The 20,500-nt window shown below is 64.2% G+C and carries 14 protein-coding genes; all 14 read right to left on the bottom strand.

Going from position 1 to position 20,500, the window contains the following annotated elements; genetic code table 11:
* Positions 1-7: 7 nt before the first annotated feature.
* A complete protein-coding gene (locus tag ACFSNN_RS08280; protein WP_134465418.1) occupies positions 8-1,132 on the bottom strand; it encodes a glycosyltransferase family 4 protein in 1,125 nt (374 codons plus the stop codon).
* Between the two features lie 52 nt (positions 1,133-1,184).
* Positions 1,185-2,345: a glycosyltransferase family 4 protein gene (locus ACFSNN_RS08275; RefSeq protein ID WP_134465419.1), complete on the bottom strand. Its 1,161-nt coding sequence runs from the start codon at positions 2,343-2,345 to the stop codon at positions 1,185-1,187.
* The gene (murJ, locus tag ACFSNN_RS08270; protein ID WP_134465420.1) at positions 2,342-3,709 is read right to left on the bottom strand and encodes a murein biosynthesis integral membrane protein MurJ; all 1,368 of its coding nucleotides are present in this window, start codon (positions 3,707-3,709) and stop codon (positions 2,342-2,344) included. Before murJ ends, ACFSNN_RS08275 begins: the two co-directional genes overlap by 4 nt.
* 85 nt (positions 3,710-3,794) lie before the next feature.
* A complete protein-coding gene (locus ACFSNN_RS08265) occupies positions 3,795-4,826 on the bottom strand; it encodes an SDR family oxidoreductase (protein WP_134465421.1) in 1,032 nt (343 codons plus the stop codon).
* A 77-nt stretch (positions 4,827-4,903) separates the two neighbouring features.
* Positions 4,904-6,181: a Vi polysaccharide biosynthesis UDP-N-acetylglucosamine C-6 dehydrogenase TviB gene (tviB, locus tag ACFSNN_RS08260; RefSeq protein ID WP_134465422.1), complete on the bottom strand. Its 1,278-nt coding sequence runs from the start codon at positions 6,179-6,181 to the stop codon at positions 4,904-4,906.
* Positions 6,182-6,273: 92 nt separating this feature from the next.
* Positions 6,274-8,517, bottom strand: a complete 2,244-nt coding sequence (locus ACFSNN_RS08255) for a polysaccharide biosynthesis tyrosine autokinase (protein ID WP_134465423.1) — start codon at positions 8,515-8,517, stop codon at positions 6,274-6,276.
* A 403-nt stretch (positions 8,518-8,920) separates the two neighbouring features.
* Entirely contained in the window at positions 8,921-10,090 is a 1,170-nt protein-coding gene (gene tssA, locus ACFSNN_RS08250; RefSeq protein WP_134465424.1) for a type VI secretion system protein TssA, read from the bottom strand.
* Positions 10,087-14,274, bottom strand: coding sequence for a type VI secretion system protein (locus tag ACFSNN_RS08245; protein WP_134465425.1), 4,188 nt, complete (start codon positions 14,272-14,274; stop codon positions 10,087-10,089). Before ACFSNN_RS08245 ends, tssA begins: the two co-directional genes overlap by 4 nt.
* A 61-nt stretch (positions 14,275-14,335) precedes the next feature.
* Entirely contained in the window at positions 14,336-15,091 is a 756-nt protein-coding gene (locus tag ACFSNN_RS08240; RefSeq protein WP_134465426.1) for a DotU family type IV/VI secretion system protein, read from the bottom strand.
* A 55-nt stretch (positions 15,092-15,146) separates the two neighbouring features.
* Complete coding sequence (gene tssK, locus ACFSNN_RS08235) at positions 15,147-16,496, bottom strand: type VI secretion system baseplate subunit TssK (protein WP_134465427.1); 1,350 nt, start codon at positions 16,494-16,496, stop codon at positions 15,147-15,149.
* Positions 16,497-16,583: 87 nt separating this feature from the next.
* Positions 16,584-16,985, bottom strand: coding sequence for a hypothetical protein (locus tag ACFSNN_RS08230; protein ID WP_341868452.1), 402 nt, complete (start codon positions 16,983-16,985; stop codon positions 16,584-16,586).
* Positions 16,986-17,095: 110 nt separating this feature from the next.
* A complete protein-coding gene (locus ACFSNN_RS08225) occupies positions 17,096-18,517 on the bottom strand; it encodes a dicarboxylate/amino acid:cation symporter (RefSeq protein WP_134465428.1) in 1,422 nt (473 codons plus the stop codon).
* Positions 18,514-19,215, bottom strand: coding sequence for a cysteate racemase (gene cuyB / locus ACFSNN_RS08220; RefSeq protein WP_134465429.1), 702 nt, complete (start codon positions 19,213-19,215; stop codon positions 18,514-18,516). Before cuyB ends, ACFSNN_RS08225 begins: the two co-directional genes overlap by 4 nt.
* An 8-nt stretch (positions 19,216-19,223) precedes the next feature.
* A complete protein-coding gene (locus ACFSNN_RS08215) occupies positions 19,224-20,498 on the bottom strand; it encodes a dicarboxylate/amino acid:cation symporter (RefSeq protein WP_134465430.1) in 1,275 nt (424 codons plus the stop codon).
* Positions 20,499-20,500: the final 2 nt, after the last annotated feature.

Raw genomic sequence — 20,500 nt, 5'->3', positions numbered from 1 at the left:
GGTTTATTCAGTGCGTCGACTCGGCAGCCTTCGCACGTGCCCCAACCCGTTCGAACAACTGGTCCCAGATATGCAATACCGCCTTCAACGAATAGCGCTCCCGTACCGACATGGCGGCCTTCCTGCCCAACTCGGCGCGCAGCGGGTCGTCCGAAATCAGCCGGCGCAGCGCGGCAGCCATGGAGTTCGCGTCGCCCGGCGGAATCAGAAGGCCGTCCTCGCCGTTGCGCGTCAATTGCCGCGGTCCGCTAGGACAGTCGAACGAAACAACCGGCAGGCCGATCGCCATGCCTTCCATCAGCGCCATGGGCAAGCCTTCGTGACTCGACGACATCGCAAAGACCTGGCCCTTGGCCAGTTCGCTCCACGGGGTCAGCGTTCGTCCCGGCAGAAAGATCCGCTCGCCCATGCGCAGTTGCGCGATCTGCGCCTCCAGCGCCGCGCGCTCCGGTCCTTCGCCCCAGATCCACAAGTCCCAGTCAGGCCACTCGTCCGCGAGCAACGCAAAGGCGCGGATCAGCAAATCGAATTGCTTCGTCCTGTTCAGCCGTCCCAGCGAAATGACGCGCTTGCGCGCGGTGGCCGGTTGCCGTTGCTGAAGGAACAGTCCATCCGGCAAAGGGTTGGGCATCACCGCGATCTCCTTCATGCCCGGCACGACTTTTCTGAACGGCGCGACCACGTCGTCGGTGAGCAAGGTCAGCAGATCGGCCTTCGGATAGACGAACCGGCACAGCAGTCGCCATAGCAACGAACGGTTATCGGCAAGCGGATTCGTGTGCTCGCTCACGATGATGGGAATGCCGAGGCCTCGCGATGCGAGAATCGTCGTGACATTCACATTCGTCAGAAACGACACGATCACATCCGCCTTGCTCTCGCGCATGAGCGCGCGCAACGCCCTCATGCGTTCGATGTAGGCGAGCGGTCCCCGGCCGCGGCGCGTCACCAGGTCGGCCAGATAGACGAACTTCACGCCGGGTGAAACGGGGTAATTGCAGGCGCTGCGCCCGGAATACGTGGCGACGAGCGTGACCGAGTCGCCGCGCGCGACCCACGCATTGACAAGCGTTGCGGCGACGCTCTCGGCACCGCCATCCTGCATCGCGCTAATGAACAGGACGATATTCATGAACGTTCCGGCTTCGGTGCACAGCGTTGATGGAATGCAGCGCGCCCAGGACTCATTCCGTCACCCGCACGGAAGGACGATCGACGAGCCCCGAAGGTCGCGCGCCGGTTTGCGTGAACACGTCGCGCCACAGGGAGAAGACTCGCGCCACCGAGAACCGCTCGACGACAGCACGTGCGCGCGATGCCATCAACGCCCGGGTCTCGTCATCCTTCATCAAGGCCGACAAGGCTTCGGCGAGTGCCTGCGGGTCGCCGACCTCGCGAACCAGCAAGCCGTCGTGGCCGTGCGTGATGATGTCGCCAGGGCCCGCGTCGCAGTCGAAGCTCACCACCGCGCAGCCGCTCGCCATCGCCTCGACGATCGTCATCGAGAAGCCTTCGAAGCGCGAGCTCAGAACGTAAAGGTCCGCTCGCTCGTACCAGTCAGGCATATTGCCGACCTGACCCGGCAGCAGCACGCGGTTTCCCAGTCCCGCCGCCGCTACTTGTGCAGTGAGTGCGCGCCGGTCATCGCCGTCGCCGAGAATGACGAGGTCCCACGCGGGAAAATCGCTCGCGATCCGGCCAAAGGAATCGATCAGGATATCGAAGCCTTTCTGCTCGGCCATCCGTCCCGCCGCGAGCAATACGCGACGCTGCGCGCCCACCACCGCCTGCGGCGACACGAGAGGTTCCACGACAGGAATCGGCAGTGAGATCGAATTCGGAATGACGGTGACGCTTTTGCAATGGCAGTGATCCTGCAGCCATAGCCTGCTCTTCTCCGTCAACGCGACCACCTTGTCCGCGAACGGGTAAGTCCAGCGGCGCAGGCTTTCCCAGAATCTGCCTTCGAACAGCATCGGCGGATGGATGTGTTCGGTCGCGATGACCTTGCATGGCAAGCCGATGCCGGCCAGGATCGCCAGAATCGAGGGCCTCGTCTCGATACCGAGCACCACGTCGGGGCGCTCCTGTTTGAGCACACGCCGCAATGCCAGCATCCGGCTCGCATTCGCGAAGACCGCGCCCGCCAGACCGTTAGTGGCGCCCGCCAGATCGAGTGTCCTGCGCTTGACCGAGTCGTGCAGCGAATAAAAGTCGCTCGCGGTGGAAGTCAGCGTCACGACACAGACTTCCTGACCTTGTGCCGCCCATTCGCTCGACAGGTTCATGGCCACGCGTTCCGCGCCGCCGTAATGCAGTGAATGGATGAACAGCAGAATCTTCATAGCGGACCTGCCTTTTTATTCTCTAATGATCCGTGTGACAGCGTGAGAGACAGATAGCACACGAACGAACTGGCGCCCATGACGCCGGTTGCAAGAACGACCCCCGTGATGCCGAACCATCGAATCAGGAAAAAATTCGCAACTGCCTTTACAGCGAAGTTCACGACCGCGATGCCGGCCATGGTTTTAAAACGGCCCTGGCTCGCGAAAAGCTGCACCAGCACCAGCACCGAAAAATAGAAAGGAATCTGAATCAATCCCCAGCGAAACAGGCTGGACACCGCTACCGTATCCGCCGCGCTAAAGGCGCCGCGCTGAAACAGCAGCTTCACGACGAACGGCGCGAGAAGCCACGCCACCACCACCACTACGCCGCTCATCGCCAGCATGAACAGCGACCACTTTAGCGCGATGCTTCGGGCCCGAACGTTATCTCCTGCACTCAACAGCTCCGATAAAACCGGCAAGGTCGCGCGGCTGATCGCCACCGCACCCATGCTGACGAGCAGGCCGAGCACGCGGCTTGCATAACCGAGTGTCGCGATGTTGCCGTCGCCGAGACCGGCCACGAAATACTGATCCAGCGGCGTGGCCAGACTCATGACGAGCTGGCCGATCATGAACACGCCGACCGCACGGTACATGTGCGGCCATTGCGGCGAACTGAGAGAGACGCTGAGCCGCGGGCGGATCTGGTCGGCACGCCCGGCGAGCACGCCCAACAGCACCGCCTGGAGGATGAAACCGAGCGTGCTGCCCCAGATCAACGGCGCCGGCGAGCCTGCATCGTGCCAGGCCAGCACGAAACACAGCAACACGAGCGCCGGCACGCACTCCAGCAGCGTGTTGACATGCTTTTCGCGTGCCTGGAGGCGCGCGGCATAGACGCAGATCGTCAGCATGACGATGCCGACCGGCGCCATGCCGAGCATCATCCGGCGCGACATGACGCGGGTCTCGTCCGAGAGATTGCGCGCCATCAGGTCGAGCGCATACGGCCAGGAGAAATAGAGAAGGACCGTGAACGCCACGCCGACCACGATCGCCATCACGTCGAGTTCGCCGAGAAACTTCGCTTGCTCCTGTTTGGGCCGCGAGCGCAGTTCGACCAGCGCCGGCACCAGCACGACACTCAGCACGGCGACAAACGTAGCCGGCAACCAGGTGATCAGCGTGAGCGTGAGCTGATAGGCATCGACGACGTTGCTGATGCCGTAGCGATACGCGATCGACATTTCCTTGAGCGCGCCCGCCGACTTGCCGATCAGCGCGAACATGGAAACCCAGACCGCACTGCGTGCGATCCGGCTATGGTCAGGATGAATCTGCGCAAGACGGTTTCGCCAACCTGCGATCTGAGACATTGACGTTACCGCCTTAAAAGAAGCGACGCGTTGTGCATGAACCTGTTATGCCGAATGCGCCGGTGAGCTTGGGCGACTGAAGGCATTACCGTTTCGATACGAATTCGATGTACCAGGGCATCGCTCTGGACAAGCCTTCGACGAAGGGGATCCTGTTTTCATAGCCCAAAAGCCGCTCCGCCTTGTCGACATTGGCCTGTGAATGCCTGACATCGCCAGCGCGAAACGGGCCGAACACCGGACGTTTGTCGCAGTGCACGCCGTTGTCGGTGAGCACGGCCCGCAAGCCGTCGTAGAGCTGAATCAAGGTTGTGCGATCGCCGACGGCGACGTTGTAAACCTCGTTCCTCGCCGCCTCGTCCGACATGGCCGCGAGGATGTTCGCCTGCACTACGTTGTCGACGAAGCAGAAGTCACGGCTGGTCTCGCCGTCGCCATTGATCAGCACGTCGTCGCCGGCAATCAGCGCCGCCGTCCATTTGGGAATGACCGCGGCATACGCGCCGTCCGGATCCTGGCGCTTTCCGAAGGCATTGAAGTAACGCAGGCCGATCGTCTTGAAACCGTACGCACGGGCAAACACCGACGCGTACAGTTCATTGGCGTACTTGGTGACGGCGTACGGCGAAAGCGGCTGGCCGATCTGGTCCTCGACTTTCGGCAAGCCCGGATGGTCGCCGTATGTCGAACTCGACGCGGCATACGTGAAGCTCGACACTCGCGCATCGCGCGCGGCCACCAGCATATTGAGGAAGCCGCTGATGTTCACTTCGTGGGTCGCGATCGGATCGACCACCGAACGCGGAACCGAACCTAGCGCCGCCTCATGCAGCACGTGATCGACGCCATGAACGGCGCTCACGCAATCTTCCAGACGGCGGATATCGCCTTCGATGAATCTGAAGCGCTTCCATTGCTCCGGCGAAACAACAGAGCGTACTTCGTCGAGATTGCGTTGATAGCCAGTGGAAAAGTTGTCGAGCCCGACCACGGTCTGATCGAGCTTGAGCAGCGCCTCCAGCAGATTCGAGCCGATGAAACCGGCCACGCCGGTAATCAGCCACTGCTGCGGGCGCCCGGCGAGTTGTTGCCGTATTGTGTCGTAACGATCGGGCATCCTTGCCTCCGGATCAGATGAGGAAGCCATCACGTCGTGATGGCGTTGCGTGCGATGTGCGTGGCATCCAGCTTGGGTCAGAGACGCAGATCGCTGGCCTCGGGAGGCAGCAGGTATTTCAGGTCGTACAGCACATGCTCGGGCTTGCCGAAAACGCGAATGGCTTCCGCGCCCAATTCCAGGAACCGGCGGTGCGCGACGGCCACGATTGTCGCGTCGTAAACACCTTTGGCGGGATGCTCGATCGGGTCCAGGTTGTGTTCGCGCCGGGCGTCTTCTTTCGAGACCCATGGATCGTAGACATCGACTTGAACACCGTACTCCCGCAACTCGGCCACGATGTCGACGACCTTGGTGTTGCGCAGGTCGGGACAGTTTTCCTTGAAGGTCAGCCCCATGATCAGCACGCGGGCGCCGGCAACGCCGATCTGCCGCTTGGTCAACGCCTTCACGAGCTGCGAGGCGACATACCCGCCCATGCTGTCGTTCAGGCGCCGCCCGGCGAGGATGATCTCCGGGTGATAGCCGATCGCCTGCGCCTTGTGCGTCAGATAGTACGGATCGACGCCGATGCAATGCCCGCCCACCAGACCCGGTCTGAACGGCAGGAAGTTCCATTTGGTTCCGGCTGCCTGCAGGACCGACTCCGTGTCGATTCCCATCTTGTTGAAGATGATCGACAGTTCGTTGATCAGCGCGATGTTGACGTCGCGCTGCGTGTTCTCGATGACCTTGGCCGCCTCCGCCACGCGAATGCTGCTGGCCTTGTGCGTGCCCGCGACGATGATCTCGCGGTACAGCTGATCGACGAGTTCGGCGGTTTCCGGTGTCGATCCCGAGGTGACCTTTTTGATATCCGTCACGCGGTGCGCCTTGTCGCCGGGATTGATCCGCTCCGGACTGTAGCCGACAAAGAAATCCACGTTGAATTTCAAACCGGAAACGCGCTCGAGAACCGGCACGCACTCCTCTTCCGTCGCCCCCGGATAGACGGTCGATTCATAGATCACCACGTCGTTCTTTTTCAGCACGCTGCCGATGGTCGCGCTGGCGCCGATCAAGGGTCCGAGATCGGGACGCTTGTAGTCGTCGATCGGCGTGGGAACGGTTGCGATGTACACGTTGCAGGCGTTCAGTTCTTGCGCGTCCGACGTGAACGTCATACCCGTGGCCGCGGCCAGCTCTTCATTGCAGACTTCGAGCGTGACGTCCCGTCCTTCACGCAACGCCGAGATGCGGGCACCGTTGATGTCGAAACCCACCACCGGCCGATGCTTGCTGAACTCCACCGCAAGCGGCAATCCAACATAGCCGAGACCGATCACCGCGAGTTTCAGCTCGTTTAACGAATGCATGATTGTTGCTCCCCTTTATTATGGATTCGCGTCTTCGTTCAAACCCCGGGCGCGATTCAGCAGCGCTGAATCCTGGCCCGGGGCCACGCGCGTCATTTCGTGACCGAATCGGAGTAGTAAGCGTCGTATGCGTAGCCGCCGTACCGGCGCGACTGAGCGTAATTGCCGCGGCTCACCTTGAATCCGTTCAGCAGAATGCCTTCGACTTTCGAACCCGTTTGCGCCAGACGCTTGACCGATTCCGAGATCTCGCCGGCACGCGTATCGGCGAAACGCGCGACCATGAAGATCGAATCGGCGACCGGCGCCATGGTCACCGTGTCCGATACGGCAAGAATGGCGGGCGCGTCGAGCAGCACAATGTCGTACTGCTCCGAAGCGGCGCGAATGGTTGCTCTGAAATTGGCGCTCAACAGCAATTCGGCCGGGTCGTGCGGATACTCGCCGCACTGCAGGACGTCGAGATTCGGCAGAACTTCCTTGTGCACCGTATCTTCGAGCGAACGTTCACCCGTAATCAGATCGGCCAGCCCCGCGCCGCGTTGCAAGCCGAAGTACTGGTTCAGATGACCGCGGCGCAAGTCGCCGTCCACCAGCAGCACACGCTTGCCGCCCGAGGCGAGCAAGGTGCCGAGATTGGCCGACAGGAACGACTTGCCGATGCCCGGCAGCGGTCCCGCGAGCATCACCACGTTGTTGCGCTCGCCGTTCAGCGCGAATTGCAGTGCGGCCCGCATCGTGCGCAGCGCTTCGACAGCCGGGTCCATCGGATAGCGGAAAGCCAGAGCCAGTTTTTCCGGACCGCGAATCGCCATTTTCTGCGTCAGTTGCTCCTGCTGATCGCTGACCGGGATCGTCGCGTACACGGTCAGGCCGGTGCGCGATTCCAGCTCTTCCGGATCGGCCTCGCCCTTGAACAGATAGTCGCGCAGGAAGGCCAGCCCGATAGCGACGAACAGCCCCAACACCGCCGAAATCAGCAGCACGAGCGTTTTTGCCGGCTTGACCGGCCGCTCGGGGACGTCTGCGGTATCCAGCAACTGCACCGAAGCGGACTGACCGGCCTTGACCAGCCGCAGGGTGTCGATATTGCTGCGCAGCGCCGAGTACATGTCGGAGCTCATGCGCATGTCGCGCATCAGACGTATCGCACCTTGCTCCGCCGTCGGCATGGACTTGACGCGTGCCGCGAGACTCTCGACGTACTTGTTGGTGCTGGCGATCTGTTGATCGATCGCCACCACGCTCGGGTGCTCGGCGGTCAGGTGAGCCATGAGGTCCTGGCGCTGACGCTTGAGGTCATAAAGACGCGAGTCCGCTTCCGTAGCCTGGCGCAGGATGAGCCGGCTTTCCTCGTCCGCATCCAGCAGGCCGTGACTGTTGCGATAGGTGTTGTAGGCTTCTTCCGCCTGCTCCATCTGGCGCTTCGCGCCCGGCAGCTGCTGCTCGAGATAGTTCAGCGACTTCTCGGCGTTGGCGCCCTTCTCGTTCACGTTCTGGCGCACATACACTGCGCCGATATCGTTGAGGATGTTGGTCACGAGAACCGGGTCACGGCCTTCCAGCATGACGCCCAGCACATTCGACTTGTTGCCTTGCTCGTCGACCTGAAGGCCCTTTTGCAGCTGTTCGAGAGCCTGCTGACGCGAGTGGCGCGTGAGCTTGAACTCCGCCCCGCTCTCGCCGTCGAGCTTGCTCACGAGCAGATTGACCGGCCCGTGGCTGGTTTCGAATTGCTCGTCGACGCCGACGCGTCCCGTGACCGGCTGCTCCAGTCCCGGCCCGCGCAACTGGTACTGGCCGCCGGTCAATGCGGTGACGGTGTACGCGTTGCCTTCCTGCTTCCTCGGCACTTCGAAGGTCGACACGCTGATCGATTCGTCACCCCAGACGAAGCCGCCCCAGCCGAAGATGCCGGGCGTCATGCGGGTGTCGGTGTGGCGCGCGATCAGGCCGCCGAGCACCGGCAGGCGCTTCGGCTCGGCTTCGATGTAGAGCTTGAGGTAATCCACCGTCTGCATGGCGATGGCTTTCGACCTCAGGATCTGCATTTCGCTTTCGGCCGAAGACTTCTCCTGGAACAACGACGACGCGTTGCGCACCAGATCCTTCGAATCCGGCAGCGCGGTCGGCGAATTGTCCTCGACCCTGATCGAAATACTGGCCCGATAGATAGGCGTCGCACAAAACGCGTACAGCGCGCCCACCAGAATGAATGCCATTGTTATAGCGGCGATCATTTTTCGGTGATTAATCAACGTATCGATGATCGATCCGGGATCGAATTCGTCGTTACGTTCGGATAATCCCTCTGACGCTTGATATTTGAGTTTCATGGGCACGTCTCGTCACGTGGTTTTATTTGACCGCTCAGGCAAGCGGATTCGAACGAGGGAAATGTGCGATTAACGGTATTGGTCCTTTCCCTGACGCAACAGTACGCATAAGGCCGAATCAAGTATGCGCGGTAGTGCACACAAAAAATCCCGGACTTTATTCGCTATAAACGACTTGCAAAGCGCCTCGGGAAGCGGGTAACGGATTCTTTGAATAAGGGAAAACCACAAAATGTCCGACCAGACGGATTCGTGTTTTCACGTAAGGCGGAGGGGGATCGCCACGCGACGGTGGCGTAGCGGCATGCCGGGCGAATGCCAGCATGCCGCATTAGATGCGATGTGAGCGCGGACTCAAACCGGTGCGCCGGCCTCGCGCCGACCGTCCGGCATCGGGGAGGCTTTAATCGAGTCCCAGCAGCGCGAGATAGCGCGTCATGTCGCCTTCAGTGCGGACGATTTCGCGCATCAGATCGGCCAGCGGCATTTGCCCCCACGTCACGGCTCGCTTGAGCAGATACGGCGTGGGACTGTGCGGCTCGTTTTCTTCGAGGTAGCGCGCGACGATTTCGATCAGCCGGTACGCGTGCGCGCGGCTTTCGATATGTTCCGGCAATGCCGCGAGTCCCACCGCCGTCGTGCGCTGCGAGTCGGCAGCGAGCGCCTCGAGTTCCATTGCACCCTCCTGGTATTGCGCCGCCGAGGCAAACGCGCCTGAGTTCGTCTGCGCTCCTGCCTGCACATAGCCGAACGCGTCCTGCCCGTTGCCAGCCTGCGTGGGCGGCAACGCGTGGTCGCCGAGCAGACTGGCCGCCGCGCGCGCGAGACGCGCGAGCACGTCGCTCACACGCGACAGATTCGGGCCGTCGTCCTGCAAGCGTTCGTCTATCAGCGCGGCGAGCGAGCGCCATGCGTCGAGCGCACCGCCGATCTGCCGATACAGCGACATGAGGTTCGCGAGGTTGCTCCCTTTGGCCAGATGCTGCGCGAGCAGTTCGCGCGTCAAAGCGCCAGGGCCCGCTTCGTCTTCGGCGAGTTGCACGACCCGCTGCCAGTCGTCGAGATTGACCGTGGACGGCTCACGCCCTTCGATCGCCATCAACGGCACGTGCAGCGACAGCAGCAAGGAAAACGTGTCGTTCATCCAGACAAACGACGCGATGCGCGCGTCCGCGTCGCCGTCTTCGATGCGCGGCCACGCCTGATCCCAGTAGCGTTCGACCAGCGCGGCAAGCAGATGCGTCCCGGCCACGAATCCTTCGATCCGGTGCAGATGCGTCCACGCTTCGCAAAGCCATGCGGCAAGCTGAAAATCCTTGCTGCAGCTGCCGAGCGCGCCACTGCACATTGCCGCGACCGCTTTCCAGTCGGCCTTGATCAGCGGGCGCTCCCATTCGCCCATCGGCAGAGTCGCGTCGTCGTGATGGCGGGCGTCGCGAATCTGCTGATAGAGCGCGTCGTAACGCAGCGAAACGCCGCCGCCATCATCGTCGCCGCCCGTGACCGGCGCGATCAGCGCTTCGAAATCGACGTCGAACGCCGGGGCAAAATCGGTTGCATCAACCAGGTTCATAACGCGGTCCAGTCCGGCGCGCGCGCCGGGAAGTTGGCGGGCCACGGCAAGGGCGTTTTCTTGCCAGCGGGCGTCAGCGTGAGGCGCAGGAACACGCTGCCGCGCGCCTGCTTCGGCAGCAGCACGAGGTCGGCCGGACTCGCCGTGCCCAGCGGAAACTCGAAGCCGAGCAACTGCGCCGCGCTGTCGCCTCGCAGGCTCGCATCCGGCACGCGCTGCCGCGCGATGAACGACAGCAGCGCCCACGGGTCGGCGAATTGCCAGGTGAGCGTGCGTCCGTCGGTGGAGAGCGCGCGCTGCTGCGGGTCGCTGACGGCCGTGAGCGGCGAGTCTTTGGCGAAGCGCAGCACCAGCGACACCGGCGTGCCGTAATCCCAATGAAGCGCATGCGGCGCGTCATGCAAGGACACGCTTTGCGAGCCGATCGACAAGGTCCAGTCGATCACCTGATTCGCCGCCACTTCAGCGCCGCGATTGGCGCGGAATTCGACATTGACGTCGTAGCCGGTCGGCGCACCGTCGTCGGCCGGATAGAGCGGCGCGAGCAGCGTTCTGACCTGATCGAAGTTGTCGATGAACTGACGCACCGAGGCGTTCGTCAACGAGGTCTGCACGCCGCCGCCCGAGCGCGCGGCGCGGAACGTATCCGACACGCCCGCGTACCGCCGCAGCATCTGACCGACTTCGCCGAAATCCGCCGAACTGACGTCGCCCCGGTTGGCCACGCGCATCAAGCTCGCCCCGTTGAAGGGTGGCCGCCCCGCTACGCTCTGGTTGAAGACCGTCGCGAAACTGTCCCACTGCTCGCGCAACTCGTACACGAAGCTCTGGCTGCAACGCGACAGCAGGCGGTCGTAAAGACGCTCATGCAGCGCCGCGAAGTAGTCGTCGGCGCCGTTCGCGGCAGGCCGGCCCGCAAACTTCGACATGCAGCCGCCCGTGCCGGAATCGCCCGCGGCGGTCGCGACGAACTGCTCCAGCCGCAGCAAGCTGCTGTTCGGATTTTTCAACCGGTAGCGCTCGAGATCGCGCACGATGGACTGCCAGCGCTGCGCGAGCGGAGAGGCAGCATCGGTCGTATCGAGCGCCGCCAGATAGACGGACGCCTGCTTGCCGAGCGTCAGCGCACGGCTCGATTGCTGGTCGAGATACACCGCGAGCGCGCCGGCATCGGCGGCGCCGAATGCGGTGAGCACCGGCGAGCGCCCGCTGCGCGGACCGTCATACGCGACGCTTTGGCGGGTCGCATACAACTCGGACTGCGTCAGCGTATCGTCCACGACTTTCAAATGCGCCATCGCATCGCGCGACATGAGGTTGTCCAGATCCTCGACCTGCGCCGTGGCGTTCATCTCCGTCAGCAGCGCCTCGATCCTGACGAGGCGCGCGCGCGACGCATCGAACGCGGCGCTGTCCATGTCGCCTTGCGCCGGTTTGGTGGTCGCGGCGGCCGCGGTCTGATCGAGTATCAACTGCGCGAACTGCACGTCGAGCGCCTGTTCGACAGAAGGCAAGATGGCCGGCGGCATCGATGCGAGACCATCGGTCAGGAAGCGCTTGCGCACGTCGCCGAGCGTCAGCGCCTGGTCGAGTTGCGCGCGGTCCCACGCGATCGTCGAACCATCGGTGAGTTCAGGGAACGCACGGTCACGCGGCGCCGTCATGAACGGCTGCGCGAGCAGATTCGACAGACCGTCGCGCAGCGCAAGACGCGTCGCCGAGACCGCGTAGCGCCCGTCCTTGTCGAGCCAGACGAGGCCGCCGTCGGAGCCGTCGAAACGTACCGCGAATTCACTGCGGAACGCACGGAACGCCGTGTCGTCGCGCTCACGCACACGCGCCGCGAGCTCGGGTCCGATCAGGCGATTCTGCGCGGCATGCGCCAACGTGCGTTCATAGACCGGGCCCGGCGAGAACTGCGGCTGGCGCAACCAGTTGCCCTTGCCCGACGCGAGCAGATCGCGCTGCGTGTCGATCCCGGCGACGACCGCGCGATAGTTGCTGGTCAGTTGCGTGAAATCCGCCGCGCCCGTGGTTCCGACGGACAGGCTGTTCAGATGCTCGGTGATCGAACGCTCGGCAGCCAGTAACGCGTTGTCGGTGAAGAGCCCGCTATCCACCTGTTGCGCGCCCTTGTCGAAGGAGCAGCGCAGCGCCTGCTGGATGACCGGCAGATTGATGCCGCCGGCGGCGTTGGTCGGATCGGCGCCGCGCCGGGCCGGGTCGCGATAGAAGTAAGGCAAGGTGCCGGCCACGCTGCCCTGCAATTCGGCGCCGAGTGCGTAACGCACCACCAGCCGCAATGCTTCGGCATTGTCCGCGGACGGTGTTTGCAGACGTTGCAACGCCTGCAAGGCGGCGTCGAGTTGATCGGCCGAGCCGACGTACTGCTGGAGCGCGCGCATTTGCGGCAAGTCGTCGACAGCGAGGCTCGGGGCGCCGTGCACGTCGCTGCGCGCGGCTGCCGGCGCCGCACAGTCGTCGCCGATGATCAACTGGCCGGTGCTCGGGTCGCGGCTCTCGCCGGTCAACTGGCTCACGCGCGAGTACATCTCGCGCTCCAGCGCCGTCACCGCGATTTCGCCGAATTCCCGCTCGAAGCGCTCCTTCACGCGTGTGTTCAGATCGTCGACCAGACTCCACGAACCCGGCATGAAAACCGCCCAAGTGCTGTCGGTTTTCAGATTCTGGTTCAGTGCGATCAACGCTAGCGCCTTGCGCCGATACCAGTCCGCCGGCAAGTCCTGGGCCTGCTGCGCGGCCGCGGCGCGCTCGTGCGCGTCGCGCTGCAGAGAACCCAGCGCGGCGACCAGTTCGCCATTGCGATGGCTCAGCTGAAACGTCGCGACGGCGAGTCCGACGCCCCAGGTTCCCAGCAGCGCAATGCCGCCCCAACGCAACGCGCGGTTCAGCACCGGACGCGCGAGATACTGCGAGCGCGAGGGACGCGTCAGGCCGTATTCGAGGAAGATCTTCTTCTCGAACAGGTCGCGCAGGAACGCGGGCTGTAGCATCAACTCGTTGATTGGGCCACCCGGTTCACGGCGGCCCGCCGCAGAATCCTCGCGGACCTCTTGCAACGCGCCGCCCGCTTCGTAAGCCATCACGCCGCCCGCCGCCGCTTCATCGAATGCGGGCGATGGGAGCGCATCGCGCCTCGGCGCCGTTTCGTCTCCTTGCGCCATGCTCCATTGGGCGAACTCGCTGCTGTCGCCCGTCAGGTAAATGCCGCGGAAGAAAAACGGCTCGTGGTACGCGCTCGCGCGCAGCAGTTCATCGACATAGCGCTGCAATTGCGCGCTCATCGCCTCGATGCGTGAGGGCAGGAGCAGGAACTCGCGTGCGTCCATTTGCCCGGCGTCGAGCGCGAACAGCTCGGCGCTCGCATCCGAGACCGAGCGCATGATGCTGTGCATCGCCGTGTCGACCCAGTCCGACGAATACGTGGTGGAGAGGTCATACGGCGACGACCAGCCGAGCATGCTCGCGCGCAGCGTTTCCGGCAGCGCGCGGGCGAACGGCGCGAAGCCGGTCAGCGATTCGCAGCCTGTGACCACGACGTATACCGCGAAACGCATCGCGAAACGATTCTGCGCGAGCCACAGCCGCCGATGCGCGAGCTTCGCATGACGCACCAGTTCGAGTTGTGCATCGGTGTCGTCGGCAAGCAGTGTCGCGGCCGGCACGGTGATGACGACCGAGTCGAACGGCCGCTGCTGCCGGTAGTTGCGGCACAGGCCGAGAAACTCGTCCCACGGCTTCTCGTCGCCGTCGTCGTCGGGCGAACCCAGATAGGCCGCCTTGATATCGACCACGATGCCGCGATCGAAGAAATGCCACGAGATGCCCTGCGTGGCCGCCGGGCTCGCCGATTCGGCGCTCAACACGCTCGCCACGCCGGATTGCGCGATCGGCAGCGGGCGGGGATCGTCGCCCTCATTGAGGATCATGATCCAGGGAATGTTGTAGCGCTCGGCGCGCGACGCGATATTCCCTTCGATCAGTTCGACCGCCTGGCGAAACGCGCTGCGCAGCGAATCCGAGCGCAGGCGCACGATCTTGCGATCCGGCGCCGGCTTGCTGTTCGCGCCATGCAACGCGAAGTACAGCACGGCCCCGAGCACGACGCACACCACCAGCGTGAGCACCGCGATGGACAACAGAAACAGATTGCTGGTCAGCATGCTCGCGCTCCCCTGCAACGCGCGCGGCACGGCGCCGCAACTTTGATCGGCTGGCGTGAATTCACGGCTGCACTCCCGTCACCGGATCGGCATACAAGGCCTGACGCACCGGCCATGATTGCCAGAGCCACAGCACTTCGGAAATGGCCAGCAACGACACCAATGCCAACAGGAAAATGACTGTCCAGCGGCTGACGGTCGGCAGCTTGCGCGGCGCGACGTGCGATAGCGTGTTCGCGTAGGCCGGCTCGGCCAGCACGCGGTCGCGGCCGCCGAGATCCGCGCGGCGCTGATAGACGAACTCATACAGTTCCTCGCGATAGCCGCGCAGCCGTGCGGCCGCATCGGCATCGCGAAAGCGGCCCTGAAAACCCATCGCCAACGCAAACAGGTAAAGCCGCGCGACGTGGCGGCGCGAAGGTTCGCGATCCGACAGCAATTGCTCGATGCGGCGAAACACCAGATCGCCCGCGACATTGGTGCGAAACAGCGTGGATTCGAGCAGATACGCGGTCCAGCGTTCGCGGCCAGTCCACGGCGTATTGAGCAGGATTTCGTCGGCGAGCACGGCTTTCAGATAACGCGCATCGGCGACGTTTTCCATCTCGAAGCGCGAGCTGTCGCGCCGCGATTGCAGCGTCTGCACTTCGAGCAGATTCAGAAGATGACGGCTCAAGCCTTGCGCGGCGACATCCGGATCCGTGCCCGGCACTTCGGAAAAGCGCGCCTGCGCCTTGACGAGCTCGTCGAGAAAGACCCGGAACTGTTCGGTGACGAGATCGTCTTCTTCGGGTTCAAGCGGTCGATTGCGTGCCATGCTCAGCGTACCTTCATCGTTGCATTCATCTTCACTGTCTCATCGCGTGCAGGCGTCAGCCCTTCACGAACAGCAGCATTTCCTGTGGCCGCTGCGCGCTCGCGCCTTCGTTCGGATTACCGATCACCAGCGGTTCGCTGGCATGCACGAGCGCCGGTTCCGCGTCGATCTCGAACAGCAAATAGCCGGAGCCGGAGCGAATCCCGAGGTCTTCCGCGTAATCGACACCGCGCCGCGTCGCGCCGAGCACACGGCGCGCCCGCAGCGACGCATACACGGACTGCGAGCCGATCACCGCGCCGTCCATCCACGAAAGCAGGTCGCGTTCGGACTGGCCGCGCAGACCGACGACAAGACGCTCGCCGACCCAGTCCTGCTGCAAGGCGATTTCGAAAGCGCCGTGACGGAAGTCGAACTTGTGCTCGCGGTAGTCCTCGCTGACTTCCGACACCGAGTCGCGCAGCGAACGCAGCAACGGCGTGAACACCGCCAGCGGATCGGCATGCTCGTAATCCGGCGGCACGGGCGGCAGGCCGCCGGGCTTGAGCGTCGCGAGTGCGCCGCTTAACGACGCCAGCGACCAGAACAACGCGAGCGGATGCAGATGCGGCGTGCGCAGCACCGCTTCGGCATGCGGCAGCGCCGTGAGCAGACTGCGCAGGCGATCCTTCAATTCGAGCTGCGTCAGCCGGTCGTCCACTTTCGACGACGGATTGGCCGTCTGCCGCGCGACGAAAGCCGCCTTGCCGCGCAACTGTCCGAGCAAGGAAGCGACCGCGGTCCACAGCGGGTTATCGCGGGCAATTTCGAGCAGCGGCGGCAAGGTGTCGCCGAGCCGCACCACTTCATTGTCGCGATATACCGAGCCGAGCCTGAGATGCACGTGCATTCCCGAAGGCAGTTCGCCGGCCGTCAGCGCGAGATTCGGTACGAGGCGCGGAATGTCGGCGGGCGGTGCGTCGGACACCTCGTCTTCCACCGGCACACCCGCGGTCGAACGGAAGCGCTTCACCTGCGCGTCGCGGCGCATCGCGGCGGCGACCGGCAGCACCAGATAGAAGTCCAGCGGACCTTTCGCCAACTGCTCGGCGAACGGCTCCAGCGACAGTTCGAGCCGGCCGTGCTGGCTCGACTCGGCCGCATACGAAACCGCCGTGCCGTCGGGCATGATCGCGTCGAGCGCGAGAATCCGCACGAGTCCGGTCGGCAACAGGCCGTTGTCGAACACCAGATGCCGCACGCCCCAACTGAACGGCGCGGCGGCGAGCGTCTGCCAGGCGACGAGCGAATCGACCCGCGCGGCGCTCAACTGAAAATGCTGCGGCGACAGCAGCATGCCCTCGAACCACTCGATGCGGTCGGTCACCGCATTAGCCAGATTAGCCAGATTAGCCAGTCTAGACATGATTGCTCCTTCTCACGCCGGCTTCCTTCGCGCGGCATGCGGCCGTCCGACTGGCCGGGGAATGCTTCAAAACACCTGCACACGCTGTCATTTCGTATCCGCGACGGAAAAATTATTGCTGTCCAGCTGCACGACCAGGCGCCCGCTGAACTTCTGAATCCGGACGCGATGCGCGCCCGGGTCCGGGTAATTGGCAAACACAAAGGCCGCGACCACGCGCGGGCCCGCGAACGCATCGTCCGTTACGTCGAGCCGCTGGCCCGGCACCAGCTCCCAGCTGCGGTAGCGCAGGCTCTTCGGGAACGTGCTGAGCAGGTCGCCGCGTCCCGCGAACCATTTCGACGCGGGCAGCTCTGCGAGCCGCGCGAGCATCGCGTCGTCGCTGACCAGCACGACATCGACGGCGACGGGGCTGTTGTTGTTGACGTCGTCGCTGGCCGCTAGCGTGACCTGCGACCAGGAGGCTTTCTCGCCGCTCATGCCCAGCATGCCGCAGCTCGCGAGAACGCAGGCGCAGCCCAGCGCCATCAGCAGGCGAGTTGCGCGGCGCGACAGGTGGCGCGCAGGTTCGCTAGTACGTTCGCTAATCAGGCAGTTCCTCATCTCGCTCCAACTCCAATGCCCATCAGGACGATCAGCGATGCCGCCACGACCATGCAGCCGGCGGCCAGCACGAGCTGCGCGCGCGTGAACGCGAAGCGCAACACCTCGCCGAGTTCGGCGTCGCCGCGCGCTTCGGCCATGTGTGTGCGCTCCGACGGCAAGCCCGCCGACACGAGCGCGATCACCGCGCACACCGACAGCAGGCTCAGCACGTTGCGCGGCCCTTCGCAGATCAGATCGATGGTGACGAACAGCACGCCGGCCGCTTCCACCGGCAGATGCAGCAAGGACAGCACGATGCCGGTGTAGCCGGCGGTCGCCAACCCGCTCTGCCCGGCCGAGGCGAAGGCGGCCACCGCCGCGGCGGCGCCGATCATGGCGATCTCGCCGGCGCCGAGCGGACGCTCGTAGAGGTTCGCGACGAACACCGTCGCCAGCGCGAAGTACAGCGCCGAGCCGGCGCGCAGGAACACCGAGCCGAACGGCACCACCAGTTCGACCACACCGCGGCTGAATCCGAGCACCGTGCTCATCGCCTCGATGGTGTGCGGGATCGGTGCGGTCGCGCTGCCCGAGGTCAGGCCGACCAGCAGCGGCGCCTTCAGACCCGCGAGCACGCGACCGAAGGGCTGGCTGCTGCGCGCCGCGATCATCGCCAAAGCGATTCCGCCGAACAGCACGGTGGCCAGCAGGAAGCACAGCAGAAAGCCGCCCATCGCGCTGAGCGTCGCGCGTTCGGTATGCGATGTCAGATGCGCGGCCATGCCGAAAGCGAGCACCGGAATCAGCAGGTTGGCGCGCGCAATCACGATCTCCAATGAGCGATAGATCCCTTCGAACACGCTGTTCAGCATGTTCGTTCGCTCGCGCGAGAGCGTGGCGAATGCCATGCCAAACAGCAGCGTGCCGGTCAGAATGCCGAGCGAGCGCCCTTCCGCGAGCACCCGGTAGAAGTTATCCGGAAACAGATCCTGCACCCCGTAAGCGCTGACGCTCGACGCCGCGTGTGCGCCGTGATCGAACAGTGTGATGCGCACTTCTTCCGCATCGCTCGCGCTTTTGAGGACGAGCCCGCCAAGCTGCGCGTGCGCTGCATCGGAGAGATGTTGCCCCGGCATCATCAGCACGCCGGTCAGCGTTCCGCCGATCGCGCACAGCACCACCAGCATGACCGCCAGACCGAGAATCGTGCCGACGCGCACGGCCGGGCGCGGCAACGCCAGCACCTGGCGCAAGCCGAAAAACGTCGCCACCACCAGCAGCGGCACGGCCGCCATGTTGACGACCGACAGATACAGTTGCCCGATGAAATACGCGAATGCGCCGGCCGGCGCGGCGAACACGCCGCACAAGCCGCCCACGGCCACGCACAGCAGCAAGCCGAGCGTGCTCTGCGAGAGCGTCTGCAAAGTCTTCATTGCGGCCTGTTCCAGCCGCGCGCGACCGCGAACGTGACGGTGGCGCGTGCCAGTTCGAGTGAACTGTCGATCAACGTCAGCGGCGGATTCGACAGATGCCGCGCCGCCACGGGGATCTCGGTGCAGGCCATGACCGCCGCGCGCACATCCTGCGCGGCCAGCGTGTCGAGCACCGCCGACAGGTGGCCGGCCGCCTGTTCGAGCGCGCCGGCCTTCACCTCGCGGATACACGCCGCGATGCTTTGCTGCAGGTCCGCGCCGGGCACCAGCGGCTCGATGTCGCGCGCGCCCAGCGCGGCCTGATAGAAGCCCGACTTCAGCGTACCGCCGGTGCCGAGCACGGCCACCCGCCGCGCCGAAGCGGGCACCGCGGCCACGCAAGCCTCGGCGATATGCAGCACCGGCGCGGCACTGCGCGCCGCGATCTGCGCATACCAGTGATGCGCCGAATTGCACGGAATCGCGATCAGCCCGACGCCGTTGCGGTTCAGCAGATCGATGCCTTCCAGCAGAGCGCCGCGACAATCCTCGCCGTCACCGAGAATGGCCCGCGAGCGGTCCGGGATGTGCGGCAGATTGGCGACCAGCATCGGCAGATGCTGCTGGTCGCAGGAGGCGTCGGTGAGCTGCACGACCTTGGCCATGAAGTCGACCGTCGCGAGCGGCCCCATGCCGCCGAGGATTCCGATGAGTGCCATCGAGGCTCCTAGATTTTCAGCGGACGCGGGCAGATCAGCGTGACCGCGGCCGCGTTGCCGATCACGAGAATCAGCGTACGCAGCATGTCGCACAACGGATCGACCGCGAGGAACAGGATGAACGCGGCTTCGAACGGCAGGCGCAGATACGCGCACGTCATGCCTACCAGCGATACGGTGACGAGCCCCGTCATCCCCGCCGACGCAAAACCGGCCAGCACCGAAGCGAGCAGCACGGTCGCCACTTCGACGACGCCTAGCGGCCGCCCGTACAGTTGCGCGATGAACAGCGTCGCGCACACGTAATAGACCATCGGTCCGACGCGCAGCAGCGAAATGGTGAGCGGCACCAGCAGCTCGACGCGTGAACGCGCGAAACCCAGCTTGTCGACGAGGCTTTCGATCATGCTCGGCATGCAGGCCGCGCTATTGCGGGTGGCGAGCGCCAGCGCGAACGGCGCGCGCAGCGCGTCCAGCGTTCTCGCGAGGCTATGGCTCGAACGCTTCCAGATGATCGCGGCCGCGAGCATCAGCAACAGCACCGATACGACGAAGAAAGCGATCACGAACTGCAGCATGGCATGCAGCGGCCCCACGCCCGATTTGCCGAGCTGCGCGGCGCTCATGCAGATCAGGATCAGCGGCAGCGGATAGCTGAGCCAGTGCATCAGCCGTTGGCAGGCGTGATAGATCGTTTCCAGCGACTGGCTCAGGCCCGCCGAAATGCGCTCGGGTACGCGGCCGACCGCGAGGCCGAACAGCAGCGCGAACACCAGCGCCTTCAGCGCATCGCCGTTGGCGAGCGCCGCGAAGATGTTGGTCGGCACGAGGCTCGTCAGCACGTCGGAGAAACTGAGCGACGGTTGCGGGACGTCGGCGCCGTACAGGTTCATCACGGTGTCGCTGGAGGTCGCGTCGCTGCCCACCATCAGGCCGAACGTGCGCATGGTCGCGCTCGACAGGTTCGCGCCGGGATGCAGCGTCAGCAGCACGATCGCGCCGACCACCGCCACGGTCGCCGAGGTGCAGATGAACACGGTAATGACGCGCACCAGCAGGCGCGAGGTGCCGCCGTCGCGAAACAGGCGCTGCAAGCTGAAGATCACCGCCGAAATCATGAACGGCAAGGTCGTCATCTTCAGCAGATCGACGTAGATATCGCCGATGAAGCCGAGCTTCTGCGCCTCGACCGGCATGAGCAGGCCGAGCGCGCCGCCGATCGCGAGGCTGCCGATCACCACCCACGGGTTGAGTACGAATGCGTAGATCCTGCTGGAATTCATGG

Source organism: Paraburkholderia dipogonis, assembly GCF_042680985.1.
GTDB classification, from domain to species: Bacteria; Pseudomonadota; Gammaproteobacteria; order Burkholderiales; family Burkholderiaceae; genus Paraburkholderia; species Paraburkholderia phytofirmans.
The sequence above is the reverse complement of the archived record's forward strand: the minus strand, read 5'-3'. Positions and strand labels throughout refer to the sequence as shown.